Origin of the sequence: Sphingobacterium sp. ML3W (assembly GCF_029542085.1) — a bacterium.
In the GTDB taxonomy this organism is placed as follows: domain Bacteria; phylum Bacteroidota; class Bacteroidia; order Sphingobacteriales; family Sphingobacteriaceae; genus Sphingobacterium.
Window position 1 is genome coordinate 410,926 of sequence record NZ_CP107036.1, and the last position, 17,157, is coordinate 428,082.

Annotated in this window: 8 protein-coding genes; all 8 read left to right on the forward strand. The window is 42.7% G+C overall.

The genetic code is table 11. From position 1 onward, the window contains the following. Window positions 1–99: 99 nt before the first annotated feature. The 8 genes from OGI71_RS01750 to OGI71_RS27095 all read left to right on the forward strand — a co-directional run bounded on the left by OGI71_RS01750 (window position 100) and on the right by OGI71_RS27095 (window position 17,118). On the forward strand, window positions 100–1,614 hold the full coding sequence (locus OGI71_RS01750; protein WP_282253583.1) for a RagB/SusD family nutrient uptake outer membrane protein: 1,515 nt from the start codon (window positions 100–102) through the stop codon (window positions 1,612–1,614). Between the two features lie 288 nt (window positions 1,615–1,902). Continuing rightward, window positions 1,903–4,992: a TonB-dependent receptor gene (locus tag OGI71_RS01755; protein WP_282253584.1), complete on the forward strand. Its 3,090-nt coding sequence runs from the start codon at window positions 1,903–1,905 to the stop codon at window positions 4,990–4,992. A gap of 11 nt (window positions 4,993–5,003) precedes the next feature. After that, entirely contained in the window at window positions 5,004–6,572 is a 1,569-nt protein-coding gene (locus tag OGI71_RS01760; RefSeq protein WP_282253585.1) for a RagB/SusD family nutrient uptake outer membrane protein, read from the forward strand. Between the two features lie 18 nt (window positions 6,573–6,590). Further along, the gene (locus OGI71_RS01765; protein ID WP_282253586.1) at window positions 6,591–8,045 is read left to right on the forward strand and encodes an alpha-L-fucosidase; all 1,455 of its coding nucleotides are present in this window, start codon (window positions 6,591–6,593) and stop codon (window positions 8,043–8,045) included. Next, window positions 8,038–10,557 (forward strand): glycoside hydrolase family 2 TIM barrel-domain containing protein, encoded by a 2,520-nt coding sequence (locus tag OGI71_RS01770; protein WP_282253587.1) that lies wholly within the window; start codon window positions 8,038–8,040, stop codon window positions 10,555–10,557. The genes OGI71_RS01765 and OGI71_RS01770 overlap by 8 nt, the downstream gene beginning before the upstream one ends. A 4-nt stretch (window positions 10,558–10,561) precedes the next feature. Then, complete coding sequence (locus OGI71_RS01775; protein WP_282253588.1) at window positions 10,562–13,132, forward strand: glycoside hydrolase family 95 protein; 2,571 nt, start codon at window positions 10,562–10,564, stop codon at window positions 13,130–13,132. A 19-nt stretch (window positions 13,133–13,151) separates the two neighbouring features. Then, a complete protein-coding gene (locus OGI71_RS01780) occupies window positions 13,152–14,339 on the forward strand; it encodes an alginate lyase family protein (RefSeq protein WP_282253589.1) in 1,188 nt (395 codons plus the stop codon). Between the two features lie 85 nt (window positions 14,340–14,424). After that, window positions 14,425–17,118 (forward strand): glycoside hydrolase family 88 protein, encoded by a 2,694-nt coding sequence (locus OGI71_RS27095; protein WP_335995962.1) that lies wholly within the window; start codon window positions 14,425–14,427, stop codon window positions 17,116–17,118. The last annotated feature ends 39 nt before the right edge of the window (window positions 17,119–17,157 follow it).

Consider the following 17,157-nt stretch of genomic DNA (forward strand, 5'->3'; position numbering starts at 1 on the left):
GTATTAATGATGAGTGAATTAAAGATAAAATAATATATAATTAGAGTGTATCATTTCAGTTAACAAATCGAAATACACACTTGTTAATAATTCATACGAATGAAAAAGATAACCATATATCGTATTATACTTACAACGCTGTGTTTTACCAGCTTGTTTTCCTGTACCAAACTGAACGAGGAACCGGTAAGTATTTTGGATCCTAAGCAATATTTTAAGACAGAAGCGGATGCAGAAGCTTCAGTGATGGGAATTTATGGGCTGCTGGCCAATGCAGATTTTTATGGACGGCGATTGACCATGGTACTGCAACTATTGGGTGATGACATCGATATAGCGGATATTGGTACGCAGTCTAGTCGGATCCAGTTGAACAGTTTTACACATGATGCGAGCAATCAGGATCTGCTTGCGGTATGGAAAACCGCTTATTTGGGTATTGGCGCGGCAAATGCCGCCATAGATGGTATTCCGGCCGTCACAATGAATGCGGCTAAAAAATCCGCACTTATTGCCGAAGCGAGGCTACTTCGGGCTTTATATTACTATCACTTGGTTCAGCTATTTGGAGATATCCCCTATATGGGTGAATTCGTCAGTGATCCAAGCAAAGTAATTGCAATCAGCAAAACTCCGGCAGCAAAGGTTTATGACAATATTATCGCAGACTGCGAATACGCAATAGCGAATCTGCCGGATACCTATGCCAATAACAACAAAGCGAGACCATCCAAAGGAGCCGCTCAGACGTTGTTGGCTTCGGTCTATATGGTCTTAAAAAAATGGGATGATGCCGCCAGGATGGCTGAGACTGTGATCAATGATGCAAACAAATACCAGTATGCATTGGTTAAAGATTATAATAGCCTATGGGATGCTGATCTTGGTTTTCAGACTGAACATGTCTGGGTGGTTGATTTTCTGGGCGGAATTACCGGAGAAAATGCATCCAACCAGGATTATACGGCGCCGATGACCGGTGTACGGGATGCCGATATGTTGGGATGGAGCGTTATTGTACCATCAAATGGTGTGTATGGTAGCTTTTCTGATCAAGATTACAGAAAGAAAATCAGTTTTCTGACCGAAACACCGATAAAAGGAGTGATGACACCTTATCAGAAATGGAAATGGCCTCGTATACATACCGCAAAATGGTGTTTGCATCCGGGTACGAATGCTGGAGCGGATGGTTCGGATTCTGATATCAAACATGTTATCTTTCGCTATGCTGAAGTTCTTTTAATGGCAGCTGAGGCATTAAATGAAAGTAAAGGCGGACCAACAGAGAAGGCTTATAGCTATATAAATGCCGTTCGGGCTAGAGCAAGGTATACGCCACAGGGCGTACAGAATTATCCTGCCGACCTGGCAACGGGTATGTCGCAGACAGACTTTCGAAAAGCTGTGCAGGAAGAACGTCGTGTTGAATTAGCTTTTGAATGGAAAAGATGGTATGATATCAAACGTTGGGGACAAGTAGTGGATGCATTTACTAGGCAGGGAGCCTATGAAAGCCAGCCAAAAGTAAAAGATTTTCATGCACTGATGCCTATTCCTCAAGATGAAATCGCACGTAATACAAATTTACTGCCTCAAAATCCAGGGTATTAGAACAGCAATATCGGACTTCTTTGGAGCTAAATGAAAGAAAATATCAACTTGTAAATAGGTTGATATTTTCTTTTTAAGAATAGATAATACTTTTTTATACCATCGTCAAGAATGAAACAGCGATTGAAAATTTAATTTTCTTCAAAATCCATCTAATTCTGCTGGAAATCAAGAAAAAAGACATTTTTTCCACCTATTCGAACGAAAAATCTCCCTCTAGACACCGACTATTTTTGATATTTGGTTTCATTTATTGAGTTCACAATAACCACATAAACCAAGAGAACTATGATAACACCGATAACCAAAACGGTAGGGAAGGGTTTGCTTTTTTTTTCGCTGATGAGTATGGCTGCACCAAATGTGTTTGCCCAGTCTCAGCTAAAAATATCCGGAAAAGTAACCTCACCTGCAGGCGAACCACTTGCAGGGGTGACAGTACAGATTAAAGGCGCAAAGAATGGAACCGTTACAGATGTATCCGGCAATTATCAGATTCTTGCCAAGGATATTGATGTATTGATTTTTTCACTAGTTGGTAGAGAAAAAACAGAAATAGCTGTTGATAAAAAAGATCATATCAATCTAGTACTACAAGAGTCAAGTAGCCTAATGGACGAAGTCGTCGTTGTAGGTTATGGAACACAGAAAAAGAGCAATTTGACTGGAGCAGTTGCTGCAGTAGACGGAAAAGTGCTGAATAAACGAATTGCGACTAATCCTACACAATTACTTCAAGGGCGTATGCCGGGACTTCGTGTGACACAGGGATCCGGAGAGGCGGGTAATGAAAATGTGAATTTACAAGTTAGGGGCTTAGGTTCTTATGGTGCTTCTTCCGCACCATTGGTCATTGTGGATGGGATTCCCGGTAGTCTGGAAAACCTGAATCCACAGGCGATTGAAAATATTACGGTATTAAAAGATGCGGCCTCCGCAGCAATCTATGGAGCAAGAGCCGCAAACGGGGTGATCCTCGTGACAACCAAACAGGGTAAATCCGGAAAAGCACAGCTGAGTTACGATTACAATGTTGGAATCACAAAGGCTTCAGCATTACCTGATTTGGTCTATAATTCGGTAGATTATATGACGCTATATAATCAAGCTGCTAAAAATTCTGGGATCACCAATGCGAATTCGCTGTTCAGCCAGGAAATGATTGATGCGTATAAAAATGCGACAGACAAAACGCTTTATCCCGACTTTAATTGGTTGGATGCCGTGTTTAAAACTGTACCGGTGCAAACACATAACTTAAGTTTAAGCGGTGGTGCCAATGGAACCAATTATAACGTTATCCTCGGTTACGTTGATCAGCCCGATATTATGATCGGGACTTCCTTTAAGAAATATAATCTCCAATTAAATCTGAACTCAAAAATCAATGATAGAATAAGTTTTGGTTCAAGCATTACGCTGAATTACGGTGATCGAAAATATCCCAGAAATGGCGCCGAAGATCAGTTCCTGTCAACAATAAGTCAATCTCCGTTATATGGTCCTGTACTTCCAGATGGTAGTGGGCGATATACCTCAAGAGCATATCCTTTTCAGTCACCCAATAAAAATCCTGTAGCCGTTGCTGAAAATGCATTCACAAGACTGAACAATTACTTTATGCAGGGTAATATTTTTGTCAATGTAAAACTGTTGGAGGGTTTAGAATGGAAAACCAGTGGTGGTCTGACCTATGGATTTACCAAAAACTATACCAACAAGCCTGTGATCAATCAATACATGTGGCAGGCAACACCAGATGCACTGCCAGCACGTCAATTGGATGTCGGAGGACAAGGATTGGAGGTGACTGATGATAATAACGTGTATCCTGTGGGATATACCCAACTGACTTACGACAAATCATTTGGAGACCATAATTTGAAAGTACTGGCCGGTACACAGGCAGAATATAACAAAACGCAAAAATTATTTGGCAGTCGACTGCAATTCCCTAATAAGGATCTGTTGGAATTGGATGGCGGCGGGGCAGGACAACAGTCCAATAGTGGTATCACGAATGAATGGTCTCTAAGATCCTATTATGGACGTTTGAATTACGACTACAAAGGTAAGTATCTGTTGGAAGGAAATGCCCGTTATGATGCTTCTTCACGTTTTCCCGAAAATCGAAAATGGGCCTTTTTTCCATCTGTATCAGCAGGATGGAAGATCTCAGATGAAGCTTTTTTTGGTGAACGGCTTAAGGAGACAGTTAATGAAGTCAAACTTAGGGCTTCCATCGGAACCCTCGGGAATCAGAATATCGGAAACTATCCCTATCAAACTGTTTACAGCTCAGCTTTTGCCTATCCCTTTGAAGAAACCCTACAGCAGGGAGCACGTCAGGTTGCTATGGCAAATGAACGCATCAAGTGGGAAAGTACCAAAGTATTGGATTTTGGAATTGATCTTGGATTCTGGAATAATAAGTTGACAGCCTCCTTTGACTGGTACAATAAAGTGACCTCTGATATTCTGTCATCATCGACAGCATTCCCTTCCTATATCGGTCTTACTGCACCGACGGTAAATTATGGAACCTTGCGTAATAGAGGGATCGAACTCGGACTTCAATACCGTGAAAAAATTGGGGAGGTTTCACTAACATTGAATGGAAATATTCAGGCGAATCGCAATAAAGTAATGAAATATGGGGCCGAACGTATTTCAGGAAATACAATTGTTCGAGAGGGGTTACCATATGGTAGTTTCTACTTGCTGGAAAGTGTAGGCATATTTCGCTCGAAGGAAGAGATCGCAAGTTCGCCAAAACAACAAGTTCCAGCGCAACCTGGCTATTTGAAATTTGCGGATGTCGACGGCGATAACAAGGTGGACAATAATGACCGCGTTGTAGTACCTGGGGCATTTCCAGATTTTGATTATTCATTTAATGCTACCGCAGTATGGAAAAACTTTGATTTTACGGCATTTTTCTTTGGATCTCAAGGCCAAAAAATATTTGTTAGCGAATGGGGAATCGTTCCTTTCAGACAAGGTGGGACTTTCACGCGAGAATGGATGGACGCCTGGACACCGGAAAATCCAAATGCATCATTGCCGATTGTAGGCTTGGACAATTCGCCTGCAGCAAATAATGTACGGACGGCCTCTACATTTTTCTTGAAAGATGGATCTTTCTTACGGTTGAAAAATATTCAAATAGGTTACAGTATCCCACAGAATACATTATCAAAGGCAGGTATTTCGGGACTCCGTGTTTATTTTGCCGCGGATAATCTGGTTACTTTTTCGAAGTTCCCAGGTTTAGATCCAGAACGCGGTGTATCGTCCAGTGGTGGGGCGACCTCAGGACGTTATGTAACCCATCCTCAAAATAAAGTTTTTGCATTTGGTGCAAATATCACCTTCTAACTGATGAGATCATGAAAATTAAACTAAAAAAAACATATCTATATTTTTGTTTGGCGGCTACCACAGCGCTGGGCAGCTGTGCAAAAGATTTCTTAGATAAAAACCCAACTGATAAAATACCTGAATCAACTTTTTGGAAAACCCAGGCGGATGCAGACCTTGCACTATCGGGCGTATATGAATTCTTATGTAGGGGATATAACTCTACATCTTCTTCCAATGCCCGGGGGGGCTGGGGTGGGGCCAGCATGTTCTGGGATGGCTTGTCCGATGATGCATTCATATCCAGCACATCCAATAATTTTAATACAATTTCTAGAGGTGGATTGACCTCAACGACAGGCGGTATGCAAGCGGAAGGTTATGAGATCTCCTATCAAGCAATCGCAGCCTGTAATAAATTGATTGCCAATATAGACCGTATCACCAGCATGAGCCAGCAGGATCGGGATCGCTATAAAGCCGAAACCCGTTTCATTCGCGCGCATTATTATTTTTTACTGACCAATCTCTACGGTGATGTGCCACTGACACTTGAGCCCCTGGGTTTGGATGATGCCAGCGCTAGACTGGGAAGGACTGAAAAGAGCAAAGTTTTAGAAGCTGTTTTAGCAGATCTTGATTATGCCATTGAAAAGTTGCCAAATACCGCGTATAAAGGACATGCTGTCAGAGGTGCTGCACTCGGTTATAAAGCAAAAGTATTATTGACAAATAAAAAATGGGCTGAAGCTGCTGAAGTAGCAAAGATGGTGATGGATGAAAACAAATTTTCGATCTATCAAGGCGGCTATCGGGATTTATTTAGAAAACCTGGTCAAAATAGTAATCCTGAAATTATGTTTTCAGCGCGTTTTTTACCACCTAATATGTATAGCCCCGCAGATATGATGTACTCCTATTTAATGACGGTACAACCGCTGGGGTATCTGGTTGATTCTTATTATTGTATTGATGGCAAAGATATTAGTACTTCTGCCAAATATGACGCGAAAAATCCTTATGAAAATCGTGATCCCCGATTGAAGGCAACTATTATCTATCAGGGGGTATGGCGTGGAACGACAGCTTCCTCTGCCTTCGATCCTGTCGCGGCGGATGTTAAGGGGGGCTTCTTGCCCAGGAAATATATCAATGAAGCCAAATGGCCAACCAGCTACGCTACACAAAGTGATCAAGATTGGGTATTTCTTCGTTACGCGGATATTCTGCTGATGTATGCAGAAGCAAAAAACGAAAGTGCTGGACCTGAGCAAACAGCCGTCGATGCATTGAATCAGGTACGATCCCGTGCAGATGTGAAAATGCCTTTGCTGCAATTTAGTTCCGGATTGACAAAAGAAGAATTTCGCACTATTATCCGTCACGAGCGACGTGTTGAATTGGCGCTGGAAGGACAGCGTTACTTTGATCTAAAGCGGTGGGGACTTATAAAACAAGTCATGGATAAAACCAAAGATCCCGATGGTGCAATGCGCTTATTTGCTGAGCGGGATACCTTATGGCCTGTACCACAGTCCGAAGTAGATATTGCTAAAAGTTTGGGAAATGATAAATTTACGCAGACAAAAGGTTTCTAAAATATAACCATTATAGGCATGAAAACTAAACTCAAGATGTACAAAATACTATTCCTGATACTCTTGGTCTCAGGAATATCCAGTGGCGCTTCAATAGCGCAGGAAAATAAACTACCTGATAGTCTACGGATGAAATGGTGGGAGGAAGCCAGATTTGGGATGTTTATCCATTGGGGCGTATATGCACAATTTGGCGGTGTCTATCGTGGTCATGAACAGGCTCGGGGTGGAGCGGAATGGATTATGAACCGTTCAAAAATCCCTGTTGACGAATATCAGGCAATGGCAGGCCAATTTAATCCTGTACAATATAATCCCGACGAATGGGTGCGGATGGCGAAAGATGCTGGCATGAAATACCTCATTATTACGGCCAAACATCACGACGGTTTCGCATTGTTCGAAACCAAAACCAGCAAATGGAATATGGTTGATGCGACTCCTTATGGTAAAGATCTGTTAAAGCCTTTGGCTGCAGCGTGTAAAAAGTACGGCGTCAAATTAGGTTTCTATTATTCGCAAGCACAAGATTGGAATAACCCTGGAGGTTCAGCTGCTCGAAAGGTAATGCGGGAAGGCTGGCCCAATCCTGACTCAGCCAAAATAGATGCCTATACCTTAGCACATAAAGGCCATTGGGACCCAAAGCAAGAAACTGCGAGTTTTGACGACTATATCAAAAATGTATCTGTACCACAGGTGAAAGAACTTTTGAGTAATTATGGTGATATTTCCGTCTTGTGGTGGGATACACCAACAAATATGACCGATGAAGCGGCAAGCATGTTACAGGAACAACTGCGCCTGCAACCCAATATTATTACCAATGATCGCTTGAAAAGACCAAATTTTCCGGGTGATACAAAGACGCCAGAACAGAAAATCCCAGATTGGAGCGAGTTGGAAGGAAAGCATTGGGAAACCTGTATGACCATGAATGGAACCTGGGGGTTTCGTACGTCTGATCAGAAATGGAAGTCGGCAGAAACATTGATCCGTAATTTGGTTGATATCGCATCAAAAGGGGGGAATTATTTGCTCAATGTCGGCCCGAAACCAGATGGAAGCTTTCCGCAGGAAAGCATAGATAGGTTGGCGACGATAGGCAAGTGGATGAAAATAAACAGTGAAGCAATTTACGCAACCAAAAGCAGTCCGCTGCAACCCTTTGAGTGGGGAAGATGCACAATGAAGGAACAGGGCGACAAGACCCTGCTTTACCTGACCATATTTGATTGGCCTCAAGATGGAACGATCGTTCTTCCAATAAAAAATAAAGTTTTAAAAGCCAGTTTTTTAGCGAATGGTAAAACGCTTAAAGTGAAATCGCAGTCTGATGCGATCAAAATTGGAGTTCCCAAACAGGCAATTGATCCTGTCGCAACTGTGATCAAAATTGAGTTGGCTGGAAAACTAGAAAGAGAGAAGACAGCCACAGCAAAGAAAATGAAAACCGGAGCCTTGGATGAATAATCTGAATCCAAAGATTAAGAAAAGAGAACCATATTTAATGATAAAGGAAAATAAGTTTTATAAAATACTTGCATTGTTATTGGGATTTGGAGCTTTACAGCTCCAGGCTCAGGAATCAAAGCGAATCGACCGGGAATGGGACTTTCTGAAGAGCGATCTTGGGGGCATTTGGGAAGCTGTACGGCCGGTCGGGGCGGGCAACCCAGAATCCGTTCCACTATGGCAAACAGTTAGTTTGCCGCATTGTTACAATGCCTTAGATGCTGTTGATCCAGCTGTCAATTATTATCAGGGCCCAGGTTGGTATAGAAAGACATTAACCATTGAAAATCCGTATCCAAATGGTCGTACATTGTTTCATTTTGAAGGTGCAGGACAAAAGTCTACGGTTTATATCCATACGCAAAAGGTTGGGGAACATGTCGGCGGCTATGACGAATGGACAGTGGATATTACTGAGGCTGTCGAACAGTTTAAAAAAAACGAAGCCTATAAAACACAGTTTAAAGGGAAGATACCGGTTTCAATTCGGGTAGATAACTCGCGTGACCTCGAAATGATTCCCTCAGACCTATCCGATTTTAACCTATATGGTGGTATCTATCGCCATCTGAATTTAAAATATGTACCACAGACGGCCTTAGAAAAAGTCTTTGTTAGCCCTACAGTGGATGCAGATGGAAAACAGGGGATATTGCAAATCCGTGGTCGCCTATTAACACCATCCAACAGCTCAAATTTTGATGTCGAAACACAGCTTTATGATCCTTCAGGTAAATTGCTACTGAGTCAAACACCGGTTGTTCGTTCGGTGGAAGGATCTCTTGACTTTGGAAAATTAACGGTTAAAAAACCTGAATTGTGGAGCCCAGATCATCCCGCTTTGTATCGTTTGGTAACCATCGTCAAAAGCAATGGACAGACATTTAAAGAAGAGAGCCTTTTTGGTTTCCGGCATGTAGAATTTAAAGATAATGGCCCCTTTTTATTAAACGGGAAAAGACTTTTGCTTCGGGGCACGCATCGTCATGAAGATCATGCTGCTGTAGGAGCGGCAATGACAGATGCACAGATTTTACAGGAAATGACGATGATGAAAGAGATGGGCGTCAATTTCATTCGGTTGGGGCATTATCAACAGAGCCGCCGGGTGCTCGAAGCCTGTGATAGTCTTGGTATTTTGGTTTGGGAGGAAATCCCTTGGTGCCGTGGTGGCTTGGGCGGTGAAATCTATCAGCAACAAGGGAAACGGATGTTGACAAATATGATTGAGCAGCACTATAATCACCCTTCGATCATTATTTGGGGGCTCGGTAATGAAAATGATTGGCCCGGCGATTTCCCCGAATTCGACAAAGAGAAAATCAGGACATTTATGCGTGAATTACATTTACTTTCCCACCAATTGGATCCCAGTCGAAAAACAGCCATACGACGTTGTGACTTTTGTAAAGATATTGTTGATGTGTATTCACCCTCTATCTGGGCTGGTTGGTATCGTGGAGTGTATACAGATTATAAAACGGCCTCGGCAGAGGAAATGAAAAAGGTCAAACATTTTCTTCATGTGGAATGGGGCGGAGATAGCCATGCTCGCCGCCATGCAGAGGATCCGGATCGGGCACTAGCCAAAATAGAAGGTGATGGTGCCACCGATGAACGGGCCGGCGATGCATCCCTCGTGGGGGGGGCTGCAAGAGTTTCCAAGGATGGGGACTGGAGTGAAAGCTATATCTGTAATTTGATCGATTGGCACCTCAAGGAGCAGGAAACCATGCCTTGGCTTACGGGGACCGCATATTGGCCCTTTAAAGATTTTTCGACACCTGTTCGGCCAGATAATCCGGTTCCCTATGTCAACCAGAAGGGTGTTGTCGAACGCGATTTTACGAAGAAGGAATCCTATTACGTATTTCAATCGTATTGGACTTCAAAACCCATGCTTCATATCTACGGACACTCTTGGCCTGTTCGTTGGGGCGGGGCGGATGAGGCAAAGATGATCAAAGTATATTCCAATGCAAAGGCGGTCGAACTATTTGTCAATGGCGAAAGTCAGGGGCTAAAGAAAAGAAATAGCCAAGATTTCCCCGCTGCTGGATTGCGTTGGATGGTGAAGTTACGTGAGGGAAAAAATCAAATCAAAGCTGTTACCAAAAATGGGAAGGAGCTTATGACAGATCAGATTGAACAAGTGTATCAGACACAGCGTTGGGGCAAACCTGCGAAATTACAGGTTGAAGAAATTGCACGGGAAGATGATATCATAACGGTGCAGGCCAAGGTATTGGATAAAGATGGTATTCTTTGTCTGGATGCCAAAAACTGGATCTATTTTGATGCTACAGGAGATGGTGAGCTGATCATTGATCAGGGAACATCCATAGGGGCGAGAAAAGTACAGGCATACAATGGAAGAGCCTTGATACGGCTTCGCTTATCTACAGGAAAAGCAGTTGTGTCCGGACGGATGGACGAATTAAAAAGTACGTTGTTGACAATTGAAAAATAGGGAGATGATAAAATTAAGCACTAATTTGAGCTTTTTTCTTTTGCTCGGGATAATGACCACTGCTACCTGTGGTCATGCACAACATAAACAAAAGAAGCGCCAACTATGGTACGATAAACCTGCTGCATATTGGGAGGAGGCACTACCATTGGGTAACGGTACGACAGGAGCAATGGTTTTTGGCGGGGTGAACAGGGATCGTTTTCAGATTAATGATAATACCCTGTGGTCGGGCGAACCTGAGGCTGGAAACAACCCCAATGGTCCGCAAATTTTACCATCAGTACGTGAAGCTATTTTAGCTGGGAAATATGAAGAGGCTGCTGTTCTCTGGAAGAAAATGCAAGGCCCTTATTCAGCACGTTATTTACCCATGGGTGACCTATGGCTGGATTTTCATCAAGAGGAGAAAGAGGTGAAAGCTTACCGGCGGGATTTGGATTTGGAAGGGGCGGTGAGTACCGTAAGTTATACGTATAAAGGTGTTCAATATCAAAGAGAAAGCTTTGTCAGCTACCCCGACAAAGCTTTGGTCATTCGCTTAAAAGCAAATAAAGCTAAATCGATCACTTTGGATCTGTCCATGACCAGCAAACTGAAAAGTACCGTTTCGGCACTCGGCAATGATGTACTAAGCCTTTTGGGTAAAGCTCCCAGTTTTGTGGCCAATCGGGATTACGAACCTAAACAGGTGGTTTACGATAGCATTGAGGGAAAGGGGATGACTTTCGAAATGCGTGTTAAAGTACAGGCAAAAGGAGGGAAGGTACAGCAAGAAAAGGACAAACTTCGTATCATTGGTGCTGATGAGGTGCTATTGTTACTGACAGAAGCGACCAGCTTTAATGGTTTCGAGAAATCGCCGAGCCAAGCTGGAAAAGATGTAAAAGCGACAGTTAGCAGTTTAATGAAACAGGTCGCGGTAAAAAACTTTACAACACTGCTTGCTGATCATCAGAAGGATTATAGATCGCTGTTTAACAGGGTAGATTTTGAACTGGCTGGAATTTCAACACATGTAAATTTGCCGACCGACCAGCGGATTATGCAATTTTCAAAAGGTCCTACAGATCTGGATTTACTGACTTTGTATTATCATTTTGGACGTTACCTGCTGATCGCAAGCTCGAGACAAGGTGGAAGACCCGCCAATTTACAGGGGATTTGGAATGATCATGTACAGCCGCCTTGGGGAAGTAATTACACCACGAATATCAATACCGAAATGAATTATTGGCTGGCAGAAAATACCAATTTGTCCGAATGCCATCAGCCCCTATTTGATTTTATGGAGGAACTGGCGATCAATGGAGCTCAAACTGCAGCTGTAAATTACAATATTAAAGAGGGGTGGGTAGTTCACCATAATTCGGATTTATGGGCCAAGACCTCTCCTCCGGGAGGGTATGACTGGGATCCTAAAGGTATGCCACGATGGTCTGCATGGCCAATGGCCGCTGCATGGTTCAGCACACATCTGTGGGAGCATTATCGTTTTACAGGAGATAAATCTTTTCTCCAAAATAAAGCCTATCCACTGATGAAGGGGGCGGCTCAGTTTATGTTGCATTGGCTGATCGCTGATCCTGAAAATAAATATTTGATAACAAACCCTTCTACATCACCTGAAAATACAATTAAAATAGCAGGAAAGGAATATCAATTGACCATGGCATCCACGATGGATATGGCCATTATCCGCGAGTTATTTACTGCGGTTATTCGCTCTTGCGATGTACTGCAGATCGACCCTGAGTTTAAATCGACATTAGAACAGGCGAGTGCAAAATTATATCCTTATCAGGTTGGACAGTATGGTCAACTGCAAGAATGGTTTAAAGATTGGGATGATCCCAAAGATCAGCATAGACATATTTCGCATCTTTTTGGACTCTATCCTGGTAACCAGATTAGCGTTACAGAAAATAGTGAATTGGCCGCTGCGGCAAAAAAATCACTGCTTTTGCGTGGTGATGTGAGTACAGGTTGGTCGATGGCTTGGAAAACAAATTGGTGGGCAAGATTACAGGATGGAAACCACGCGTATAAAATTCTTAAGGATGCACTGAACTTTATTGATCCCAAACTGGATCGCGCTCAGATGAGCGGTGGTGGTGCTTATCCGAACTTATTTGATGCACATCCTCCTTTTCAGATCGACGGCAATTTTGGCGCAACGGCAGGAATGACTGAAATGCTTTTGCAAAGTCACGATGGTGCTATTCATCTATTGCCAGCGCTGCCCGATGAGTGGTCGATAGGGCATATCAAGGGAATTAAGGCAAGGGGAAACTTTACAGTAGACATCGATTGGAAGGATAATAAATTGCAACAGACACGCATCGTTTCCAATATAGGTGGAATATGCAAGTTGCGCACCTCTATGCCAGTGAAGGTAATTGGAACGAATGGGAATAAAGTCAATGGGGCTGAAAATGAATTGCTATACAAACCAGGTTCATTGAAATACCATATCCTTGACCGCGAAAAATTATCGCCTTTATCAATCAAAGAAACTTTTGAAATTGAATTTCAAACAGTCAAGGGCAAGGAGTACCGAATTATCCCGATATAGCATATAAAAATCTAAGGAAATGAATTTAAAATCAATCTTCAGACTAGCCTGCACATTTATTGGGATTGTGCTGCTCCCCCTATTCGTTGAGGCGAATGAACCCAATGGATCTTTCAAGAGTAAAATCATGACGGTTTTGCGTCCTATTATAAAAAAGCAATCAAAATGGGCCATGAAGCAAAAGCCCTTGACCGTGACGGCTTACCCTGCAGTTCGAAGTAGCGGTGGTATTCATGACTTTTACTCGGAAGGCGACTATTGGTGGCCAGATCCAATGGATGCTGGTGCCCCCTATGTCCAACGGGATGGTATGAGTAATCCAGCCAACTTTGTTGACCATCGAAAAGCCATGATCCGTTTTAGTCGAATTATCGGCGCCCTAGCTTCGGCCTACCGTTTGAATCCGGATAAAAAATATGTGCAGCAGGCGTTGGTTCATTTGAAAGCTTGGTTTGTCGACTCGGAGACGATGATGAATCCAAATCTGCTGTATGCCCAAGCAGTACAAGGACGATTTACAGGTCGCGGTATCGGCATTATTGATACCATTCATTTAATGGAAGTGGCGCAGGGCGTCAAAGTGCTCGAAAATGATCCAAACTTTCCACAGTCAACCAAAGATGCTATACATCGTTGGTTTGCAACATATCTGCGCTGGTTGACTGAGCACCAATATGGTAAAGACGAAATGAATGCAGCAAACAATCATGGCACCTGTTGGGTTATGCAGGTCGCATCCTTTGCCAGTCTAGTGCAGGATACAGCTTTGCTCAAGATGTGTGCTGAACGCTACCAGCAAATTTTATTACCCAGCCAGATGGAAAAAGATGGTAGCTTTCCCCGGGAGCTCCAACGGACCAAGCCTTTTGGATATTCCCTCTTTAATCTAGATGCCATGACCATGATTTGCCATATCCTGTCTACAACAAATGAACCGTTGTGGCAATATACGTTACCCGATGGACGTACAATCAAAAAAGGGGTGGATTTTATGATACCTTATATTAATGATAAGAACAAATGGCCTTATCAAAAAGACGTGATGTACTGGGAGCAATGGCCTATTGCTCAACCTGCTCTTATCTTTGCTGCAACCGCTTACCAAGACGGCAGCTATTTGAAACTTTGGGTTGAGCTCGATCATAATCCCAAAGAGGAAGAGGTCATTCGTAACTTGCCCATCCGTAATCCTTTAATATGGTTGTAATGCTGGGATACCAATTTTATCCAGCTATAAATCTTACCAATTAACCTTTTATTTAAACAAACCTAAATGTAATATGATTTTCAATATGAATATACTGCTGTCAAAACATGTCGATGTTTCGAATCGTTTTATCCGAAAAAGACGATTTATTGTTTCGATACTGAGTTTGACAACTATCCTTTGTGGCATTCAGGAAACAAAAGCGCAGAGCGCAAACCAATTGAAAAAAGCTTGGGATCTTGCGGATCGACAGTCGCAATTGCTCTATAAAGAACTACAGGTGCTAAAAAAAGCTGATTCTACATTAGCATCTCCACGTACACTCTCCGAAAATAACGAGTTGGTGGCCGTTAAACGTGGCGATTGGACAAGTGGTTTTTATCCTGGGGTTTTATGGTATTTATATGAGAAATCCGGGAAACATAAATGGAAAGAACTGGCGGGTGAATTGACCGGAGGTATCGAAGACGAACAGTATAACGGGAAAACCCATGATATGGGCTTTAAAATTTTCTGTAGTGTTGGTAACGGTTATCGTCTTACGGCCAATGCACATTATCGGGATGTCATTATCCAATCCGCTAAAACTTTGGCAACACGCTTTAATCCTAAGGTTGGATGCATCCGTTCTTGGGATCATAATAGCCATCGTTGGGATTTTCCGGTCATTATTGATAACATGCTCAATCTGGAATTGCTTTTTGAAGCAACAAAATTGACCGGGGACTCTAGCTATTATCATATCGCTGTAAGTCATGCAAACACAACGATGAAGAATCATTTTAGATCGGACTATAGCACTTACCATGTAATTGACTATAATCCTGCGACAGGTGAAGTACAGCACAAAAATACACATCAAGGATTTAGTGATGAGTCTACCTGGGCTCGGGGAGAAGCATGGGCACTCTATGGTTATACCATGTGCTATCGTGAGACCGGTGATCCAAAATACCTGCAGCAAGCTGAAAAGGTCGCGCATTGGCTTTTTGGCCATCCACGTATGCCCAAGGATTTAATCCCTTATTGGGATTTCGATGCACCTCATATTCCGAATGAACCGAGGGATGTTTCAGCTGCCACCGTGATCGCGTCGGGACTATTGGAGCTGAGTACATTTAGCAATCAGGGGAAAGACTATTTGAGCAAAGCGCGGACAATAATGTCTAATCTGATTGACCACTATATGTCCCCTCCAAATAAAAATAAAGGGTTTATATTACTGCATAGTACCGGGTCAAAACCCTCCAATACCGAAGTAGATAAGCCATTAAGTTACGCAGATTACTATTTTTTAGAAGCATTGCTTCGGGAGGAAAACTTGCGTTCGGGACGGGCACAGTCAAGCCTGGTTCGAAAAGACCCCGAAGGTAAACTCATCTATTTTCCGGATGATAAGGGAAATATGGTCCCTGATTTCAGTCGGGTTGGTTATCACCAAGGAAATCGACCGCTCCCAGCTGTAGCCAGCACTATTTCATTGCATCCTACAGCAGATGGAACTGATCAGCAGATGATACAACGTGCCATCGATGAAATCTCAAACAAACCCCTTGATAAAAACGGATATAGAGGGGCGATAACGCTGAAAAAAGGAATTTACAATATACCTGGAAGTCTACTGATCAAATCGAGTGGTATTGTGTTGAGAGGAGAGGGGGCTGCCGAAGGTGAAACGTTATTGCGTGCCACGGGAAAGCAACAACGTAGCTTATTGAAAATTTCTGGTGACGGAAACTATGTCGAAGATCAGGCTAAAGCGCAAGTGCTTGAAGCAATATATATACCTGTCGGAAGTAAGTATGTCGTTGTCGATGATAGTCGTGATTTTCAGAAAGGGGCATCAGTACTCCTTTCTTATGAACTCAATGCGGCGTGGATTAAAGCGGTCAAAATGGATCAAATTATAGCAAGGGAAGGAACAAAACAATGGACAACTAAGGAATATAAACTAAAATTTGAACGTGTTATTTCTTCCATTAGTGGAGACACGCTGTTTTTAGATAATCCAGTTGTCATGGCCATAGATCCGAGGTTTGGTAAAGTCTCTGTCATACCTTTTAAGTTTGCGGGACGTATTCAGGAAGTGGGGGTTGAAAATCTACGTTTTGAATCCGAATTTGTCAACGAAACAGACGAAAACCATGCTTGGATAGCTATTGAGCTTGATAAAATTGAGAATGCATGGGTTCGCAACATTACCGCACGCTATTTCGGTTATGCGGCAGTAAGCTTGGGAGCCTTCGCAAAACAAACATCCGTTATCAATTCGAAATGTCTGGATCCTAAATCTCAAATTATAGGGGGACGTAGGTATTCATTCAATAACAATGGTCAACTCAATTTATTTAGACAGTTATATACCACAGAAGGACGACATGACTATGTCACGGGAGCAAGAACTTTGGGACCAAATGTTTTTAGTTTGTCCACTGCAACGAATACCCATGCAGATATTGGACCACATCATCGTTGGGCTGTAGGCACCTTGTACGATCAGATTACAACTGATGGCGAGATTAATGTTCAGGATCGCGGTAACTGGGGGAGTGGACACGGTTGGGCCGGAGTGACACAGGTATTGTGGAATTGCAAAGTCAAGAGTGCAGCCGTACAACAACCTTGGGCTTCCGGGCAAAATTTTGCAATAGGGGTGAATGGCGAAAACAATCATGGTCGGTTTAAAGACAGGACTGCCGGTCTTTGGGAAAATCAAAATAAAAAATTGCTCTTAGAGTCACTTTATGAGCAACAATTGAACGATAGATTAAATAAATAACTATTGGTGTTTATAGAATGGAATGATTATTTTTATCGT